The following is a 16,455-nucleotide window of genomic DNA, read 5'->3' as shown; positions in this document are numbered from 1 at the left end:
CTGTCAGTTCAGACGAACCGGCATCCCGGAACGATCCTGAACCGCCTGTTGTACGACGGTCTGATCAACGTCAGGCTCGTTGGTGACGGCCAGGATGCTCTTATTAAGCGTGATCGGCACCGCTTCCTTACCTTCAAACTGCGCTTCCGTCGTTGACAGCGGGTTATGCACCTCAATGTAACGGCTACCGTCCGGCTCGGTGGTGGCTTTTACCGGTTCATCGATAAACTGCACGCGGGTACCGACCGGCACATTTTCAAACAGGAATTTGATATCGTCGTTGCGCAGACGCACGCAGCCGTGGCTCACGCGAAGCCCGATGCCGAAGTTGGCGTTGGTGCCGTGAATAGCATACAGGCGACCGATGTACAGCGCGTACAGGCCCATCGGGTTATCCGGGCCCGCAGGCACGACGGCAGGCAGCGGCTCGCCGGCGGCGCGATATTCAGCGTGCATTTTTGCCGTAGGCGTCCAGGTCGGACCGGCTTTTTTACGTTCAACTTTGGTCGTCCAGTTGATAGGCGTGTCTTTACCTAACTGACCGATCCCAATCGGCAGGACGATAACGGTGTTTGTGCCTTTCGGGTAGTAATAGAGGCGCATTTCCGCGCTATTGATGATAATGCCTTCGTGTACGGTATCCGGCAGGATCAGCTGCTGCGGAATATTCAGCACGGTACCGCCCTTCGGCAGGAAGGTATCCACGCCAGGGTTGGCTTCCAGCATGTTGGAGAGCCCCATCTGATACTCCGCGGCAAAATACTCCAACGGCTGGGTATTGCCCTCCGGAACGGTGATGACCTGATTTTGCCCAATTAAACGGCTACCATCGGTAGGCAGCGGGTAAGTGACTGCTGAGGCTGTTTTACAAAAACCAACTACAGCGAAAGCCGCCGCGAAAAGCGTTGTTAATTTCATATTCATGTTATGCGAGATTCTGTGCCAAGCAGGCTAGTAGGTTGAGAATTCTGTCATGTTGGGAGCGCATTATAGGTGCATTCCAGTAAACAGGGAATTCAGATGTGTACGAAATCACGTTTTTTTCCCCTTACGGTTCAGTGTAGCCCTTTGTACAGGGCGCGATCTTATTTCAGACTTGTGGCATAATAAGCGGTTTGTCACATCTTTTTTCAGGATAAGCCTGTGTTAGTTTCCAGCAACGTTACCATGCAGTTCGGCAGTAAGCCGCTGTTCGAAAACATTTCCGTCAAATTTGGCGGCGGCAACCGTTACGGCCTGATCGGCGCCAACGGTAGCGGAAAGTCCACTTTTATGAAAATCCTCGGCGGCGACCTGGAGCCGACGCTGGGCAATGTTTCCCTCGATCCGAATGAGCGCATCGGTAAGCTGCGTCAGGACCAGTTCGCTTTTGAAACATTCACCGTACTTGATACTGTCATTATGGGGCATGGCGAACTGTGGGAAGTCAAGCAGGAGCGCGACCGTATCTACGCCTTGCCGGAAATGAGCGAAGAAGATGGCTATAAAGTCGCCGATCTGGAAGTAAAATACGGCGAGATGGACGGTTATTCCGCTGAGGCGCGCGCGGGCGAACTGCTGTTGGGGGTGGGCATCCCGCTGGAGCAGCATTACGGTCTGATGAGTGAAGTCGCGCCAGGCTGGAAATTGCGTGTGCTGCTGGCGCAGGCGTTATTCTCTAATCCGGACATCCTGTTGCTCGACGAACCGACCAACAACCTGGATATTGATACTATCCGTTGGCTGGAGCAGGTGCTGAACGAGCGCGATAGCACGATGATCATCATTTCGCACGACCGTCACTTCCTGAACATGGTTTGTACGCATATGGCGGATCTGGATTACGGCGACTTGCGCGTCTATCCGGGTAACTATGATGAGTATATGACGGCGGCGACCCAGGCGCGTGAACGTCTGTTGGCCGATAATGCGAAGAAAAAAGCGCAAATTGCCGAGCTGCAATCTTTTGTTAGCCGTTTTAGCGCCAATGCCTCTAAATCGCGTCAGGCAACGTCGCGCGCGCGGCAGATTGATAAAATCAAGCTGGAAGAGGTGAAAGCCTCCAGCCGTCAGAACCCGTTCATCCGTTTTGAGCAGGATAAAAAACTGTTCCGTAACGCTCTGGAAGTGGAGGCGCTGACGAAAGGTTTTGATAACGGTCCGCTGTTTAAAAATGTCAATTTGCTGCTCGAAGTCGGCGAGAAGCTGGCGGTACTCGGCACCAATGGCGTGGGTAAATCTACGCTGCTGAAGACGCTGGTTGGCGATCTGGACGCCGATCACGGCACCGTTAAATGGTCGGAAAACGCGCGTATTGGTTACTACGCGCAGGACCACGAATATGAATTCGAAAATGACCTGACGGTGTTTGAATGGATGAGTCAGTGGAAACAGGAAGGCGACGACGAGCAGGCAGTGCGCAGTATTCTGGGCCGCCTGTTATTTAGCCAGGATGATATCAAAAAGCCTGCGAAAGTCCTCTCCGGTGGCGAGAAGGGCCGTATGCTGTTCGGCAAACTGATGATGCAAAAGCCGAATATCCTGATCATGGACGAACCGACTAACCACCTGGATATGGAGTCGATCGAATCGCTGAATATGGCGCTGGAGCTGTATCAGGGCACGCTGATCTTTGTTTCGCACGACCGTGAGTTCGTCAGCTCGCTGGCAACCCGCGTCATTGAAATTACGCCGGAGCGCGTGGTGGACTTCAGCGGCAACTACGACGATTATTTGCGTAGTAAAGGGATTGAAAGCTAAACACTGACGCCCGGTGGTGCTGCGCTTACCGGGCCAACGTATCCTGGCGCGTAGGTCCGGTAAGACGGGTGCGCCCAGACAAAGGGCGCACCGCAGGTGAGCGGGAAGGGCGGTACGACCGTCAAACGTCCATACCTAATGCCCGCTTGCCGTGAATATTCAGATCGCGCAGCGTGAAACGCCCTTCCCAGGTGGTTTCATAGTCCTCGCGCGGGAAATCGCCCGGTGATGCGCCTGTCTCCAGCGCCGCTTTCACCTTACGCGCATAGGCCAGATTCTTCTCACACATTGGCGCGGCAGGAATGTACATCACATTGCCCCAGCCCTGCTGATTTTCGACGGGGGCGACGGAGTGGATGACATCGCAATGCCACCACACGGAATCCCCGGCTTCCAGCGGCGGAATGCTGGTTAACGCCGCCATCAGTAAAGGATGCCACTGTTCAGAAATCGGCAGCACCCGGCCCGGCGCGACGCCGCATAATTCATCTTCCGGGACATCATCCAGCAGCGGGCGCAGCAGAATATACGCCATCGCCTCCGGGATAGGGACGACATGAAGCAACCCCTGACCGGGCAGCATATCGGAGAGCGCGGTCCAGCCCTGGAAGGTGCGAAATACCGAGCATTTTGTGGTGTTATCCACCGTGTACTCTTCAACGTTGGTACGGTGCGCCGCATTCCACGGATCGTACTGCTCGACGTTGCCGTTAAACACGCTGGCGAATACCTGCTGATAGGCTGGCAGCAGCCAGCGTTCCAGCGCGCCGGAGTCGGTATGCGCTCCCAGTCCTTTGGATGTGGTGCCCGGCGGGCGGCGACGGATGCGATCCGGGTAAATGATGCTGATATCCGGATTAAACCATCGCTTGCCGTCGCGCTCTACCTGCCATAGACGGTTGAGGAACGACTGCGCCAGCGCCATCTCTTCACTTTGGCGGGCCTGCATTTGCGCCTGCGACCAGTAGACAGGATAGATTTCAGGTCGGGAGGCGCTCAGCGTACCGAAAAAATTATCCCCCGGTCCTTTATACACCTCGTCAAAATGGTTCTTGTCCAGATAGTCGAGCATCGACTGGTCCCATGCCAGCGCCTGTTCGCGTGGAAAATGACCTTTAATCACCGCGCACCCGCGGCGCTTAACCTCGGCGCGGGTGGCATCGCTAATGTTGCCCATCGCCAGTTCGCTAAAAGGGATAATTGGCCATACCGGCTGTCCCTGCGCCTTCAGATCGTTAATTTCCGCCACCCGGGCTGCTATGGTGGCGCTCAAACGGTCGAACACCGCCTGTACGTCGCCGATTTGCGCGCGTAGCGCCTGCTTCATCTGACGAATGGCCGCTTTTGGGTCGGCGGGCAGCGTTTCGTGGGTAAAAGGAGTCGTCATATCAACCTCATCGTCTTTCGTTCGAAAGTAAAATTAGTTACATGTGATACTTTAAGTTAAAATAAGGTTAATTCAAGTTTAAAATATTGCAGGGGTGCACAAAGAGGGAAGCGAGAGGAAAACGTAAGGTGGCCAGGACGCCTTAATGTCTTATGCGGCTATTCCTTTCGTTCAGCTACTTTTCATTCGAAATAAATTTGAGGTTCTGCTCACATTGTTATTAAAATGTTTCTGGTCGCAGTTACAGCCAGGAGCTTAAGTATGACCGTTAACGTTGTCGTTACAGATATGGACGGCACTTTTCTCGACGATGCCAAGCAGTACGATCGTGTACGCTTCATGGCGCAATACCAGGAACTGAAAAAACGTAATATCGAATTTGTGGTCGCCAGCGGTAATCAGTACTACCAGTTGATCTCCTTCTTCCCCGAGCTGAAAGACGAAATTTCCTTTGTCGCAGAAAATGGCGCGCTGGTGTATGAACATGGCAAGCAGTTGTTTCACGGGGAGCTAACCCGGCATGAATCGCGTATTGTGATTGGCGAACTGCTGAAGGATAAGCAGCTTAACTTCGTCGCCTGTGGTCTGAAAAGCGCTTATGTCAGCAAAAACGCTCCCGAGACTTTCGTGGCGCTGATGGCCAAACATTATCACCGCCTGCAGCCGGTAAACGATTATCACGACATTGACGATATCCTGTTTAAGTTCTCCCTGAATTTGCCCGATGAACAAATTCCGCTGGTTATCGACAAACTGCACGTATCTCTGGATGGCATCATGAAGCCCGTCACCAGCGGCTTCGGTTTTATCGACCTGATTATCCCGGGACTGCATAAAGCGAATGGCATCAGTCGTCTGTTAAAGCGCTGGAACAGGTCGCCACAGAATGTCGTCGCCATTGGCGACAGCGGTAATGATGCGGAAATGTTGAAAATGGCGCATTACTCTTTTGCCATGGGCAATGCCGCAGACAATATCAAAGCGCTTTCACGTTATCACACTGATGATAATAACCATCAAGGCGCGCTCAACGTCATTCAGGCCGTGCTTGACGGCACCGCTCCCTTCTGATTAACAGGCCTGCGTCGGCCTGTTAAACGTAGCGCCATCAGGCAGTTCGGACATATTGCCGATGGCGCCAGGGTAAATTACAGCATATGTTCGGTACGGGCGATGATATCGTCCTGCGCGTCCGGCGACAGCGCGGTGAAGAAGGCGGAGTAGCCTGCCACACGCACGACCAGATCGCGGTACTGGTCCGGATGTTTTTTCGCATCCAACAGCGTTTCGCGTGACACGATGTTGTACTGAATATGCCAGCCTTTATGCACCTCAAAGAACGTCCGTAGCAGAACCATCAGTTTCTGTTTGTCGGATTCGTTTTCCAGCGTCGTTGGGTTCAGTTTCTGATTGAGCAGCACGCCGCCGAGAATGGAACCGGTAGGTAATTTGCCTACGGAACCGATCACCGCCGTCGGGCCGAGATGATCCGTACCTGATGCAGGGCTTGCGCCTTCCGCCAGCGGTGTATGCGCTTTGCGACCATCCGGGGTAGCCATAGTCGCGGCGCCAAATGGCACGTTTGCTGAGATAGAGGACGTACCGGCGTAATAGTTGCCGCCGACAGGGCCACGACCGTAGCGCGGGTTATGATATTGCTTCAGCTCATCAATATAGGTCTGATAAGCGCGCGCCAGCAGCGTATCGACGGTATCATCGTCGTTACCGTACTTCGGCGCGCCGTTAATCAGACGCTGGCGCAGCTGCTCATGGGTCAGCCCGTCAAAGTCATCGGCCAGCGCGGCGGCAAGCTGCTGTTGACCGATAACGCCCTGTTCGAAGACCAGTTTTTTCACGGCGGCGAGGCTGTTGCCCAGGTTGGCGATACCGACCTGGAGACCGGATACCCAGTCATATTTCGCGCCGCCTTGCTTGATACTCTTCGCTCGCTCAATACAGTCATCTACCAGCGCTGAGCAGAGAATATCGTGGACGTTCTCTTCCAGCATGGTGTCGACCACATACTCAATTTCGATCGATTTGCGCGTGTAGTAGCGAATTTGGGTATCCCAGGCGGCCATCACTTCGTCAAAATTGTTAAAGTTGCCTGCGGAGAGCGCCTTTTCCTGCGGCAGAAATACCTTGCCGCTGGTGGCGTCGCGACCGCCTTCCAGCGCCGCCAGCATGACGCGGGCGAAGTTAATAAAGCTCATGCCGGTGCAGCGATAACCCCATTTCCCGCCGACGGCGGTTTCGATACAGCCGATCGCCGCATAATCGTAAGCGTCCTGCGGTTCGATCCCCAACTTGATAAATTCCGGGATGACGATTTCATCATTGTTAAACGCCGGCATCCCAAAGCCGCAGCGGATGACCTGGACGCAGGCGTCAAGGAAATCGTTACTCATTCCGGCGTGATAACGCACACTGAGGTTGGGCTGGGTAGAACGCAGACGTCCGCAGGACTCCAGAATGGCGTAAGACAGTGGATTCACTGCGTCCATTGGCTGACCGTTGATGAGATTCTGACCGCCAATGGTGACATTTTGATACAGCGGGCTGCCCGCGGAAGCTTTAGAGTGCGAACCGGAACGGATCTTGTTTACTTCCAGCAGTTTCAGCCAGCAGCTGTGCAGCAGTTCAATGGCGTGCTCACGATCCAGCGTCTGGTTTAGTTCGACATCGCGACGATAATAGGGGTAAAGATACTGGTCCATACGACCAAATGACACCGAGTGACCGTTAGACTCAATTTGTAGAATCAGTTGGATGAAGTAGCACAATTGCAGTGCTTGCCAGAAGGTCTGCGGCGGTTGGTGGGCGATCACCTCGCAGTTTTCCGCGATGGTGAGTAGCTCTTTACGACGGCTTTCACGGGACTCTTCGCCCGCCATCTGGCGCGCCAGCGCGGCAAAGCGCGTGATGTGCTGGCTTACCGCGTCCAGCACTATATCAATCGCCTTCAGGAACTGCTCGCCATGCAGATCTTCCAGCACGGTCAGGTTGATGCGTGAGCGGCGCTCGGCGACTTTATCGCGCAGGCCATCAAGCCCTTTTTCCAGCAGCAGCGGGAAGTTCACCGCCAGGTGCGCATCGCCGGAAGTCATATTGCCTTCGGCTTTGATAATGCCAGTCGCCAGAAGCCCTTTTTGTTCATCGGTAAACATGCCGTAGCAGCGATCCTGGACGGTTTGACCGCGCCACCACGGACAGACGTCGTGCAGAATACGTTTGTTTTCTTCACTTACGGAAAAACCTGCGCCGGGCCGGTCTGCCAGGTCGTCGATCTCTTTTTCAATCCACGAGACGGTATATTCTGGGAAAATCGGCGCGGCCCGGACTTCACTTGCCTGGTTGCCGACGATCAGTTCATCGTGTTTTATCCAGATAGTGCGTTCCGCCAGGTGATGGGCCAGCGCCAGCGCGCGGCGTACCGGAATCGGTTTATCCAGATGTTGCTGATACATTTCGGTATAATGTTGCGCGCGCTCGGTACAGACCGGCGGTTTCACGATATGTACCAGCGCGGTTTTGTGCGCCTTAATGCGGTCACTGAGCGTGTCCAGTTTCAGTTGGGTCATGATAATTATCCTCGTAGGGTCGCGGTTAAACCTTTTTGGCAGGCGTACTTCTGGGCAAAATCAAGTAACGCCGGCGCATCCAGTGGTTTATCCGGGGCATGATAGGGCTGACTGAGTAAGTGGTATTTATTAATGCCCAGCGTGTGGTAGGGCAGAAAATGAATTTCCCCGACGTGCAGTTCGTCGGCGGCAAAGTCGGTAATGGCTTTAATGGCCTCCTCATCGGCATTAAATCCCTGAATCAGCGGGACGCGAATCACCATTTTTTTGCCCGCGGCGGCGAGTTTCCTGAGATTTTCCAACACCCGCGAGGCGCTGCCATCGGTCCACTGCTTAAACGGCTCGTCGGCGACATGTTTCAAATCAGCCAGAAACAGATCGATATAAGGCAGTGAGGGCGCAATGTATTTCCATGGGACATGCAGACAGGTCTCAACCGCTGTATGAATACCGGCATCATGGCTGGCTTTAAACAGCTCTGCCGCCAGCTCCGGCTGCATAAACGGTTCGCCGCCGGAAAGCGTCAGACCGCCGCCGCTGCGATCGTAAAAAGGTTTATCGCGCAGTACCGTCGCCATGATCTCATCCACGCTTTTTATTTCGCCGCACACGGTTAACGCCTGTGTGGGGCAACAATGCGCCAGGACGGAAAAATGGGCGTCGGTCAGTTTCTCGCGATGGATGAGCAGGCCGTTTAGCGCGCGCTCAATGACGTCCGGCGCGGCTTGCGCGCACAGGTCGCATCCTTCGAGACACAGCCGCGCATCGTATAACAGATCCTGAGCGCGGGCGCGGCTTTCCGGGTTCTGGCACCAGCGACAGCCCAACGAACAGCCTTTGAGAAATACTACGGTACGGATACCGGGGCCATCGTGGGTAGAATAGCGCTGAATATTGAAGATCATAAACGGCCTCTCTTATTTCATATAAAGATTAAATTACTTTCGAATGAAAGTTATCTTGATGTGCGTCAACGAATGGAGAGGTTCTGACAAAGAGGCGTTAAATGAGGTACAACATCACGGTTTGAGGTTGTGGTATGGCGTTTAAGATGATGCCGCGCTGCTTGAGCCGATCGTCAGTCGGAGCTTGGGTAAGCTGGCTTTGCGTCTGATGACAGTAATTATCTGTTGATACAGCACGGCCATAAACCGTGCTTTGGTATGTTTATCCGTAAAGTGGCTACTGTCCGCAGACTTCACAGCCGGGGTTGCGCATTAACTTCATTTCGCGGAACTGACAGGTCATCGCATCGTACATGACGATTTTTCCGCTGGCAGGTTGACCGTAATGCGCCAGCAGCTTAATGGCCTCCATTGCCTGTAGCGAACCGATCACGCCAATCAGCGGCGCCATCACCCCTGCCTCTACGCAGGTCAGAGCGTTTTCGCCAAACAGACGGCTCAGGCAGCGGTAACAGGGTTCGTTTTCCCGATACGTAAAGACGGTAACTTGTCCTTCCATACGAATGGCCGCGCCGGAGATTAGCGGCACTTTCGCGGTATAGCACCCGGCGTTAAGTTGATTACGTACGCTAACGTTATCAGTACAGTCCAGTACCAGCGAATGCCCGGCAATCAGGCTGGTCATAGCGTCGTCGTCCAGCCGCGCGTTAACGGGCGTAATGGTAATATGCGGGTTGATACGCGCCAGCGCGTCGCGGGCGGACTCTACCTTCGGCTGCCCGACCGTGGCGTCGCTGTGCAAGGTTTGACGCTGGAGATTGGAAACGGAAACGGTATCAAAATCGAGTAGCGTCAGTTGCCCGACGCCAGCGCCGGCCAGATACTGCGTTGCCGCGCAGCCGAGTCCGCCCAGCCCGACCACTAATACCCGCGCATCTTTTAACGCTTCCTGCCCTTCAAAATCGAAGCCGCGCAGAATAATTTGTCGGTTATAGCGCAGCATCTCCTGGTCGCTAAGTTCCGCCATTACAGGCCTCCGAACAGAGCATTAAACGGCTCGACTTCCACCCATTCTCCCGGCTCAACATTGCCGCGTTCACGCTCCAGCACAATAAAGCAGTTGCCCAGACTAAACGAGCTGAAAATATGTGAACCCTGGTGTCCGGTGGTCGTGACCTCCAGTTCGCCGTTGGCGCTACGTTGCAGAATGCCGCGCTGGAAATCGAGACGCCCCGGCGTTTTCTTCAGGCGAGATGCTGTGCGTACACGCTGGCGCGGCGGTACAGCGCTTGCCGTGTTGCCGCCAAGCTTCGCCAGTAAGGGCTGAACCAGTTGATAAAACGTGAGCGCCGCAGAGACTGGATTCCCCGGCAGGCCACAGAACCAGCTATTACTGAGTTTGCCGAAGGCAAACGGTTTGCCTGGCTTGATAGCCAGCTTCCAGAAGGCGATTTCGCCCAGCTCCTCAAGGATGGTTTTGGTATAGTCCGCTTCACCAACCGAGACGCCGCCGGAGCTTATCACTACATCGGCCTGGCTGTCGGCGTCGACAAACGCGGCGCGAAGCTTACCGGGATCGTCAGGAATAATGCCTAAATTGATCACTTCGCAGCCAAGCTGTTGCAGCATCAAATGTATAGTTAGACGGTTAGTGTCATAAATTTGTCCCGCCTCCAGCGGCTGGCCCGGAAGCTGGAGCTCGTCGCCGGTCGAGAACAGCGCTACGCGCACTTTACGTACAACCTGTGCATCGGCAATTCCCAGCGACGCCAGCACTGGCAGTTCGGCAGTAGTCAGGCGCGTACCGGCCGGAAAGACCACCGCATCCTGGCGAATATCCTCGCCGCGGCGGCGGATGTTTTGTCCGCAACGAACATCGGCGGTAAAACGCACGCCGTCATCTGTTTGTTCCGTCTGCTCTTGCATGACTACCGCCTCGCAACCTGCCGGTACCGGGGCGCCAGTCATAATGCGAATGCAGGTTCCCGCAGGCCACTCTCCCTGGTAGGGCTGACCGGCAAATGCTTTGCCGGCGACGGGCAGCGGCTTATCGGCGGACAAATCCGCCACACGTACCGCATAACCATCCATAGCTGAATTATCAAAGCCGGGGACATCAAGGGGAGATACGATATCGGTCGCCAGGATGCGGCCAAAGCAGTTCACCAGCGGCAACGTTTCTACGGCGGTGAGCGGGGTAATACGTGAAAGCATCTGGGTCAGCGCCGTTTCAAGCGGCATCAATCCGGCGGAAAATTCCATGAACATACTCCTGCGAGGCAAAATCGAATCCGGCTATTATGTCAGAAAACAGTGGCGGGCAGTATGCTACCTCGGTCTTAGAGACGGCCTTGCGCCTTTACATACCTTACGCATCTTTCTATATTCAAAAATCGAATGAATAACTCACAACAATTCTGATAGTTATAGTAAAAGTTGTGTGCCACCGTTAATGGACCCTAAAAATGAATAAAGCAGTGATTGCGATTCACGGCGGCGCAGGCGCGATTGCTCGCGCGCAAATGAGCCATGAGCAGGAGCTACGCTATATCCAGGCGCTGTCAGAGATTGTCGAAAGCGGGCAAAAGATGCTGGAAGCGGGTGACAGCGCGCTTGATGTAGTGACGGAAGCGGTGCGCCTGCTGGAAGCGTGTCCGCTCTTCAATGCGGGTATCGGCGCGGTCTATACCCGAGACGGAACTCATGAACTGGATGCCTGCGTGATGGACGGCAATACCCTGAAGGCCGGAGCCGTCGCGGGCGTGAGTCATGTTCGCCATCCTGTGCTCGCCGCCAGACTGGTGATGGAGCGCAGCCCGCATGTACTCATGGTGGGGGAAGGGGCGGAAAACTTTGCCTTTTCACAGGGGATGGCGCGCGTTTCGCCGGATATCTTTTCCACCCCGGCGCGTTACGAGCAATTGCTGGCGGCGCGTGCGGCGGGCGAAATGGCGCTCGATCACAGCGGCGCGCCGCTGGACGAAACGAAAAAAATGGGTACAGTCGGCGCGGTGGCGCGGGATAAATTCGGCAATCTGGCGGCGGCAACGTCTACCGGCGGGATGACCAATAAATTGCCCGGGCGCGTCGGCGACAGCCCGCTGGTCGGCGCCGGGTGTTATGCCAACAACGCCAGCGTCGCCGTTTCCTGTACCGGAACGGGAGAGGTCTTTATTCGCACGCTCGCGGCTTACGATATCGCCGCATTGATGGAATATGGCGGACTCAGCCTTGCCGACGCCTGTGAGCGCGTGGTGATGGAAAAATTACCGGCGCTGGGCGGCAGCGGTGGATTAATCGCCGTTGATCACGAAGGTAATGTCGCGTTGCCGTTTAACAGCGAAGGGATGTATCGCGCCTGGGGATATGCCGGGGATACGCCTACCACAGGAATTTACCGGGAATAAGGAGCCGCAGGTGCCGCACAGCGATGAACTGGATAGCCGCGATGTTCTGTCCGTCAGTGGCCTGAATATCGCGTTTCACCACGAAGGGCAACAGGTAGACGCCGTGCGTAATGTGTCATTACGCCTGAAGCGTGGAGAGACTCTGGCGATTGTCGGCGAGTCGGGATCGGGAAAATCGGTGACGGCGCTGGCGTTAATGCGGCTGATTGAGCAGTCGGGCGCGAACGTGCGCTGCGGCGAAATGCTGTTGCGTCGGCGTAATCGCCAGGTGATTGAGCTGTCTGAGCAGAGTGACGCGCAGATGCGGCGTGTGCGCGGCGCGGATATCGCCATGATTTTCCAGGAGCCAATGACCTCGCTCAACCCGGTATTTACCGTTGGCGAGCAAATTGCCGAATCTATTCGTTTGCATCAGGGCGCCAGCCACGAAGAGGCGCTGGCGGAAGCGAAACGTATGCTCGATCAGGTACGGATCCCGGAGTCGCAGGCGATTTTATCGCGTTATCCGCATCAGCTTTCCGGCGGGATGCGCCAGCGAGTCATGATCGCGATGGCGCTATCCTGCCGTCCGGCGGTATTGATTGCCGATGAACCCACCACGGCGCTGGATGTCACTATCCAGGCGCAAATTCTGCAACTTATCAAAGTGTTGCAGCAAGAGATGTCGATGGGCGTGATTTTTATCACCCACGACATGGGCGTCGTGGCGGATATCGCCGATCGCGTGCTGGTGATGTATCAGGGCGAGGCCGTGGAAACCGGCAGCGTAGAGCAGATTTACCATGCGCCGACGCATCCTTATACCCAAACGTTACTGGCCGCCGTCCCTCAGCTTGGCGCGATGCGCGGCCACTCGCTGCCACGCCGTTTCCCGTTGATTTCCGCTGACGAACCGGCCCTTTATGAATCGCAGATTGAGCAAGACACGGTGGTGGAAGGCGAGCCTATTCTCCAGGTTCGGGGCCTGGTGACGCGATTCCCGCTGCGTAGCGGTCTCTTTAACCGTATTACGCGTGAAGTTCATGCCGTTGAGAATATCAGTTTCGATCTCTGGCCCGGCGAAACGCTATCGCTGGTGGGCGAGTCCGGTAGCGGAAAATCGACGACCGGACGCGCGCTGCTGCGGTTGGTTGAATCCCGGCAGGGGGAGATTATCTTTAACGGCCAGCGCATTGACACGTTGTCTGCGGGTAAACTCCAGCCGTTGCGCCGCGATATTCAGTGTATTTTCCAGGACCCTTACGCCTCGCTCGACCCGCGCCAGACCGTGGGGTATTCCATTATGGAACCTTTACGGATTCATGGTCTGGGGCAGGGGGACGCTGCGGCAAAGCGCGTGGCCTGGTTGCTTGAGCGTGTCGGATTACGTCCTGAACATGCCTGGCGTTATCCGCATGAGTTTTCCGGCGGTCAACGTCAGCGCATCTGCATAGCTCGCGCGCTGGCATTGAATCCTAAAGTGATTATTGCTGATGAGGCGGTCTCCGCGCTGGATGTTTCCGTTCGCGGACAGATCATTAATTTACTGCTTGATTTACAACGGGAAATGGGGATCGCCTACCTGTTTATTTCGCATGATATGGCGGTCGTGGAGCGAATTAGCCATCGCGTAGCGGTGATGTATCTTGGTCAAATTGTTGAGATGGGGCCGCGGCGCGCCGTTTTTGAAAATCCGCAGCATCCTTATACGCGTAAATTGATGGCGGCGGTGCCGGTTGCCGATCCTTCCAGACACCGGCCGCGGCGCGTTCTGCTATCAGATGATATACCCAGCAATATTCATAAACGTGGCGAAGAGACGCCCGCCGTTTCATTACAGTTGGTCGGGCCGGGACATTATGTCGCGCGGCCGCTGCAGGATAATGCGCTCTCGCGCTTATAACATTCAGACAGGCAGGGTTTCAGGAGAACAACATGACGCAATTTATTACGCATAAATGGCTGGCGGCGCTGGGACTGGCCTCATCCATTGCGGCTTTTCCGGCCCTGGCGGCCAAAGATGTGGTGGTGGCGGTAGGGTCTAATTTCACCACGCTCGATCCGTATGACGCCAACGATACACTCTCGCAGGCGGTGGCGAAGTCATTTTATCAGGGGCTGTTTGGCCTGGATAAAGACATGAAGGTAAAAAACGTCCTGGCGGAAGGCTATACCGTTTCTGATGACGGTCTGACCTACACCATTACCTTACGACAGGGGGTGAAATTTCAGGACGGCGCGGATTTTGATGCGGCGGCGGTGAAAGCGAATCTCGATCGCGCCAGCAATCCGGATAACCACCTCAAGCGTTATAACCTGTATAAAAATATCGCAAAAACGGAGGTTGTCGATCCGGCAACGGTAAAAATCACCCTGAAACAGCCGTTCTCCGCTTTCATTAATATTCTGGCGCACCCGGCGACGGCGATGATCTCGCCGCAAGCGCTGGAAAAATATGGCAAGGATATTGGTTTTCATCCGGTCGGTACCGGTCCATACCAGCTTGAAACCTGGAATCAGACCGACTTTGTCAAAGTGAAGAAGTTCGCCGGTTACTGGCAGCAGGGCTTACCCAAGCTGGATTCTATTACCTGGCGTCCGGTTACTGACAACAATACCCGCGCGGCGATGCTGCAAACCGGCGAAGCGCAATTTGCTTTTCCTATCCCTTATGAGCAGGCCGCGTTACTGGCGAAAAATAAAAACCTCGAACTGGTCGCCAGCCCGTCCATTATGCAGCGTTATATCAGTATGAATGTGACGCAGAAGCCGTTTGATAATCCTAAGGTGCGTGAGGCGTTGAATTACGCTATCAATCGCCAGGCGCTGGTTAAAGTGGCGTTTGCCGGATACGCCACGCCGGCGACGGGCGTGGTGCCGCCGTCGATAGCCTATGCGCAAAGCTATCAGCCGTGGCCCTATGATCCGGCTAAAGCGCGCGAACTGTTGAAAGAGGCGGGGTATCCAGACGGTTTCAGTACCACGCTGTGGTCATCGCACAACCATAGCACCGCGCAAAAAGTGTTGCAGTTTACCCAACAGCAACTGGCGCAGATTGGCATTAAAGCCCGGATAACCGCGATGGACGCCGGCCAGCGCGCCGCGGAAGTCGAGGGCAAAGGGCAAAAAGAGAGCGGCGTGCGAATGTTCTATACCGGCTGGTCGGCGTCGACGGGCGAAGCTGACTGGGCGTTATCGCCGCTCTTCGCATCACAAAACTGGCCGCCGACGCAGTTTAATACCGCTTTTTACAGCAACAAGCAGGTCGACAGCGATTTAGCGGAGGCCTTAAAAACCAACGATCCGCAGGAGAAAACACGATTGTACAAAGAGGCGCAGGATATTATCTGGAAAGAGTCGCCCTGGATACCGTTGGTGGTGGAGAAATTGGTTTCTGCGCACAGTAAAAATTTGACCGGTTTCTGGATTATGCCGGATACCGGTTTCAGCTTTGACGATGCGGATTTGAAGTAAGTAATGCGATGGGGCTGGATGGCGCGCGCGTTGTCCGCCATCCGGTAAAAGGTTCGTGTGATGCTTAACTATGTTCTCAAGCGCCTGCTGGGATTAATTCCTACGCTGTTGATTGTGGCAGTGCTGGTGTTTTCATTTGTTCATTTGTTGCCCGGCGACCCGGCGCGGCTGATAGCCGGACCGGAGGCCGACGCGCAGGTGATCGCGCTGGTTCGTCAGCAGCTGGGGCTTGATCAGCCGCTTCATGTCCAGTTTTGGCATTACATCACCCATGTTTTACAAGGCGATTTCGGGACGTCAATGGTTTCCCGCCGCCCGGTTTCTGAGGAGATCGCCAGCCGCTTTTTGCCGACGCTGTGGCTGACGATAACCAGTATGATATGGGCGGTTCTGTTTGGCATGGCGATCGGCATCGCCGCCGCCGTGTGGCGTAATCGCTGGCCTGACCGGTTAGGAATGACGCTTGCCGTGACCGGCATTTCTTTCCCGGCTTTTGCGCTGGGAATGTTGTTAATGCAGATTTTTTCCGTGGATCTGGGCTGGCTACCGACCGTGGGGGCGGATAGCTGGCAACATTATATTTTACCCTCCCTGACGCTTGGCGCGGCGGTGGCATCCGTCATGGCGCGTTTTACGCGCTCCTCGTTTGTCGATGTCCTGAGCGAGGATTACATGAGGACCGCGCGGGCGAAAGGCGTCAGTGAAACGTGGGTGGTGTTAAAACATGGCCTGCGCAATGCGATGATCCCTGTCGTCACCATGATGGGATTGCAATTTGGCTTTCTGCTTGGCGGATCGATCGTCGTCGAAAAAGTGTTTAACTGGCCGGGGCTTGGGCGGTTACTGGTCGACTCCGTCGACATGCGCGACTACCCCGTGATTCAGGCGGAAGTGCTGCTGTTTTCTCTGGAATTTATTCTTATCAACTTAGTGGTGGATGTCCTCTATGCCGCCATTAATCCGGCTATCAGGTATAAGTAAGG

At 55.1% G+C, this 16,455-nt stretch carries 12 protein-coding genes; 6 read left to right on the top strand and 6 right to left on the bottom strand.

The window, feature by feature from the left end:
* Window positions 1-3: 3 nt before the first annotated feature.
* Window positions 4-924 carry a L,D-transpeptidase gene (gene ldtB / locus HU143_RS14995; protein ID WP_001056404.1) on the bottom strand — a complete coding sequence of 307 codons (921 nt, stop codon included), beginning with the start codon at window positions 922-924 and terminating at the stop codon, window positions 4-6.
* A gap of 219 nt (window positions 925-1,143) precedes the next feature.
* Here ldtB and HU143_RS14990 point away from each other — a divergent pair, with 219 nt between their 5' ends.
* Complete coding sequence (locus HU143_RS14990) at window positions 1,144-2,739, top strand: ABC-F family ATPase (protein ID WP_000961480.1); 1,596 nt, start codon at window positions 1,144-1,146, stop codon at window positions 2,737-2,739.
* Between the two features lie 121 nt (window positions 2,740-2,860).
* Here the strand turns inward: HU143_RS14990 and HU143_RS14985 are convergent, their stop codons facing one another.
* Window positions 2,861-4,126, bottom strand: a complete 1,266-nt coding sequence (locus tag HU143_RS14985) for a DUF1479 domain-containing protein (RefSeq protein ID WP_023227188.1) — start codon at window positions 4,124-4,126, stop codon at window positions 2,861-2,863.
* 261 nt (window positions 4,127-4,387) lie between these two features.
* Here HU143_RS14985 and HU143_RS14980 point away from each other — a divergent pair, with 261 nt between their 5' ends.
* A complete protein-coding gene (locus HU143_RS14980) occupies window positions 4,388-5,197 on the top strand; it encodes a Cof-type HAD-IIB family hydrolase (RefSeq protein WP_000217909.1) in 810 nt (269 codons plus the stop codon).
* Between the two features lie 77 nt (window positions 5,198-5,274).
* Here HU143_RS14980 and HU143_RS14975 read toward each other — a convergent pair whose 3' ends face one another.
* The 4 genes from HU143_RS14975 to moeA all read right to left on the bottom strand — a co-directional run bounded on the left by HU143_RS14975 (window position 5,275) and on the right by moeA (window position 10,874).
* The gene (locus tag HU143_RS14975; RefSeq protein WP_000192662.1) at window positions 5,275-7,707 is read right to left on the bottom strand and encodes a glycyl radical protein; all 2,433 of its coding nucleotides are present in this window, start codon (window positions 7,705-7,707) and stop codon (window positions 5,275-5,277) included.
* Between the two features lie 5 nt (window positions 7,708-7,712).
* Window positions 7,713-8,612 (bottom strand): glycyl-radical enzyme activating protein, encoded by a 900-nt coding sequence (locus HU143_RS14970; RefSeq protein WP_023227187.1) that lies wholly within the window; start codon window positions 8,610-8,612, stop codon window positions 7,713-7,715.
* Window positions 8,613-8,889: 277 nt separating this feature from the next.
* Window positions 8,890-9,639: a molybdopterin-synthase adenylyltransferase MoeB gene (moeB, locus tag HU143_RS14965; RefSeq protein ID WP_000829280.1), complete on the bottom strand. Its 750-nt coding sequence runs from the start codon at window positions 9,637-9,639 to the stop codon at window positions 8,890-8,892.
* Window positions 9,639-10,874: a molybdopterin molybdotransferase MoeA gene (gene moeA / locus HU143_RS14960; protein ID WP_000395794.1), complete on the bottom strand. Its 1,236-nt coding sequence runs from the start codon at window positions 10,872-10,874 to the stop codon at window positions 9,639-9,641. Before moeA ends, moeB begins: the two co-directional genes overlap by 1 nt.
* A 203-nt stretch (window positions 10,875-11,077) precedes the next feature.
* On the opposite strand from moeA, the gene iaaA reads away from it, so the two are divergent.
* The 4 genes from iaaA to gsiC are packed head-to-tail and all read left to right on the top strand — an operon-like array spanning window position 11,078 to window position 16,453.
* Window positions 11,078-12,019, top strand: a complete 942-nt coding sequence (gene iaaA / locus HU143_RS14955; RefSeq protein ID WP_001030503.1) for a beta-aspartyl-peptidase — start codon at window positions 11,078-11,080, stop codon at window positions 12,017-12,019.
* Window positions 12,020-12,029: 10 nt separating this feature from the next.
* Entirely contained in the window at window positions 12,030-13,901 is a 1,872-nt protein-coding gene (gene gsiA, locus HU143_RS14950; RefSeq protein ID WP_051129097.1) for a glutathione ABC transporter ATP-binding protein GsiA, read from the top strand.
* 32 nt (window positions 13,902-13,933) lie between these two features.
* Complete coding sequence (gsiB, locus tag HU143_RS14945; RefSeq protein ID WP_023227185.1) at window positions 13,934-15,472, top strand: glutathione ABC transporter substrate-binding protein GsiB; 1,539 nt, start codon at window positions 13,934-13,936, stop codon at window positions 15,470-15,472.
* A 60-nt stretch (window positions 15,473-15,532) separates the two neighbouring features.
* Window positions 15,533-16,453 carry a glutathione ABC transporter permease GsiC gene (gene gsiC / locus HU143_RS14940; protein WP_023227184.1) on the top strand — a complete coding sequence of 307 codons (921 nt, stop codon included), beginning with the start codon at window positions 15,533-15,535 and terminating at the stop codon, window positions 16,451-16,453.
* The last annotated feature ends 2 nt before the right edge of the window (window positions 16,454-16,455 follow it).

It is taken from the genome of Salmonella sp. SJTUF14076 (assembly GCF_015534835.1).
In the GTDB taxonomy this organism is placed as follows: Bacteria; Pseudomonadota; Gammaproteobacteria; order Enterobacterales; family Enterobacteriaceae; genus Salmonella; species Salmonella enterica.
This window is presented reverse-complemented; position numbering and strand designations above follow the sequence as displayed.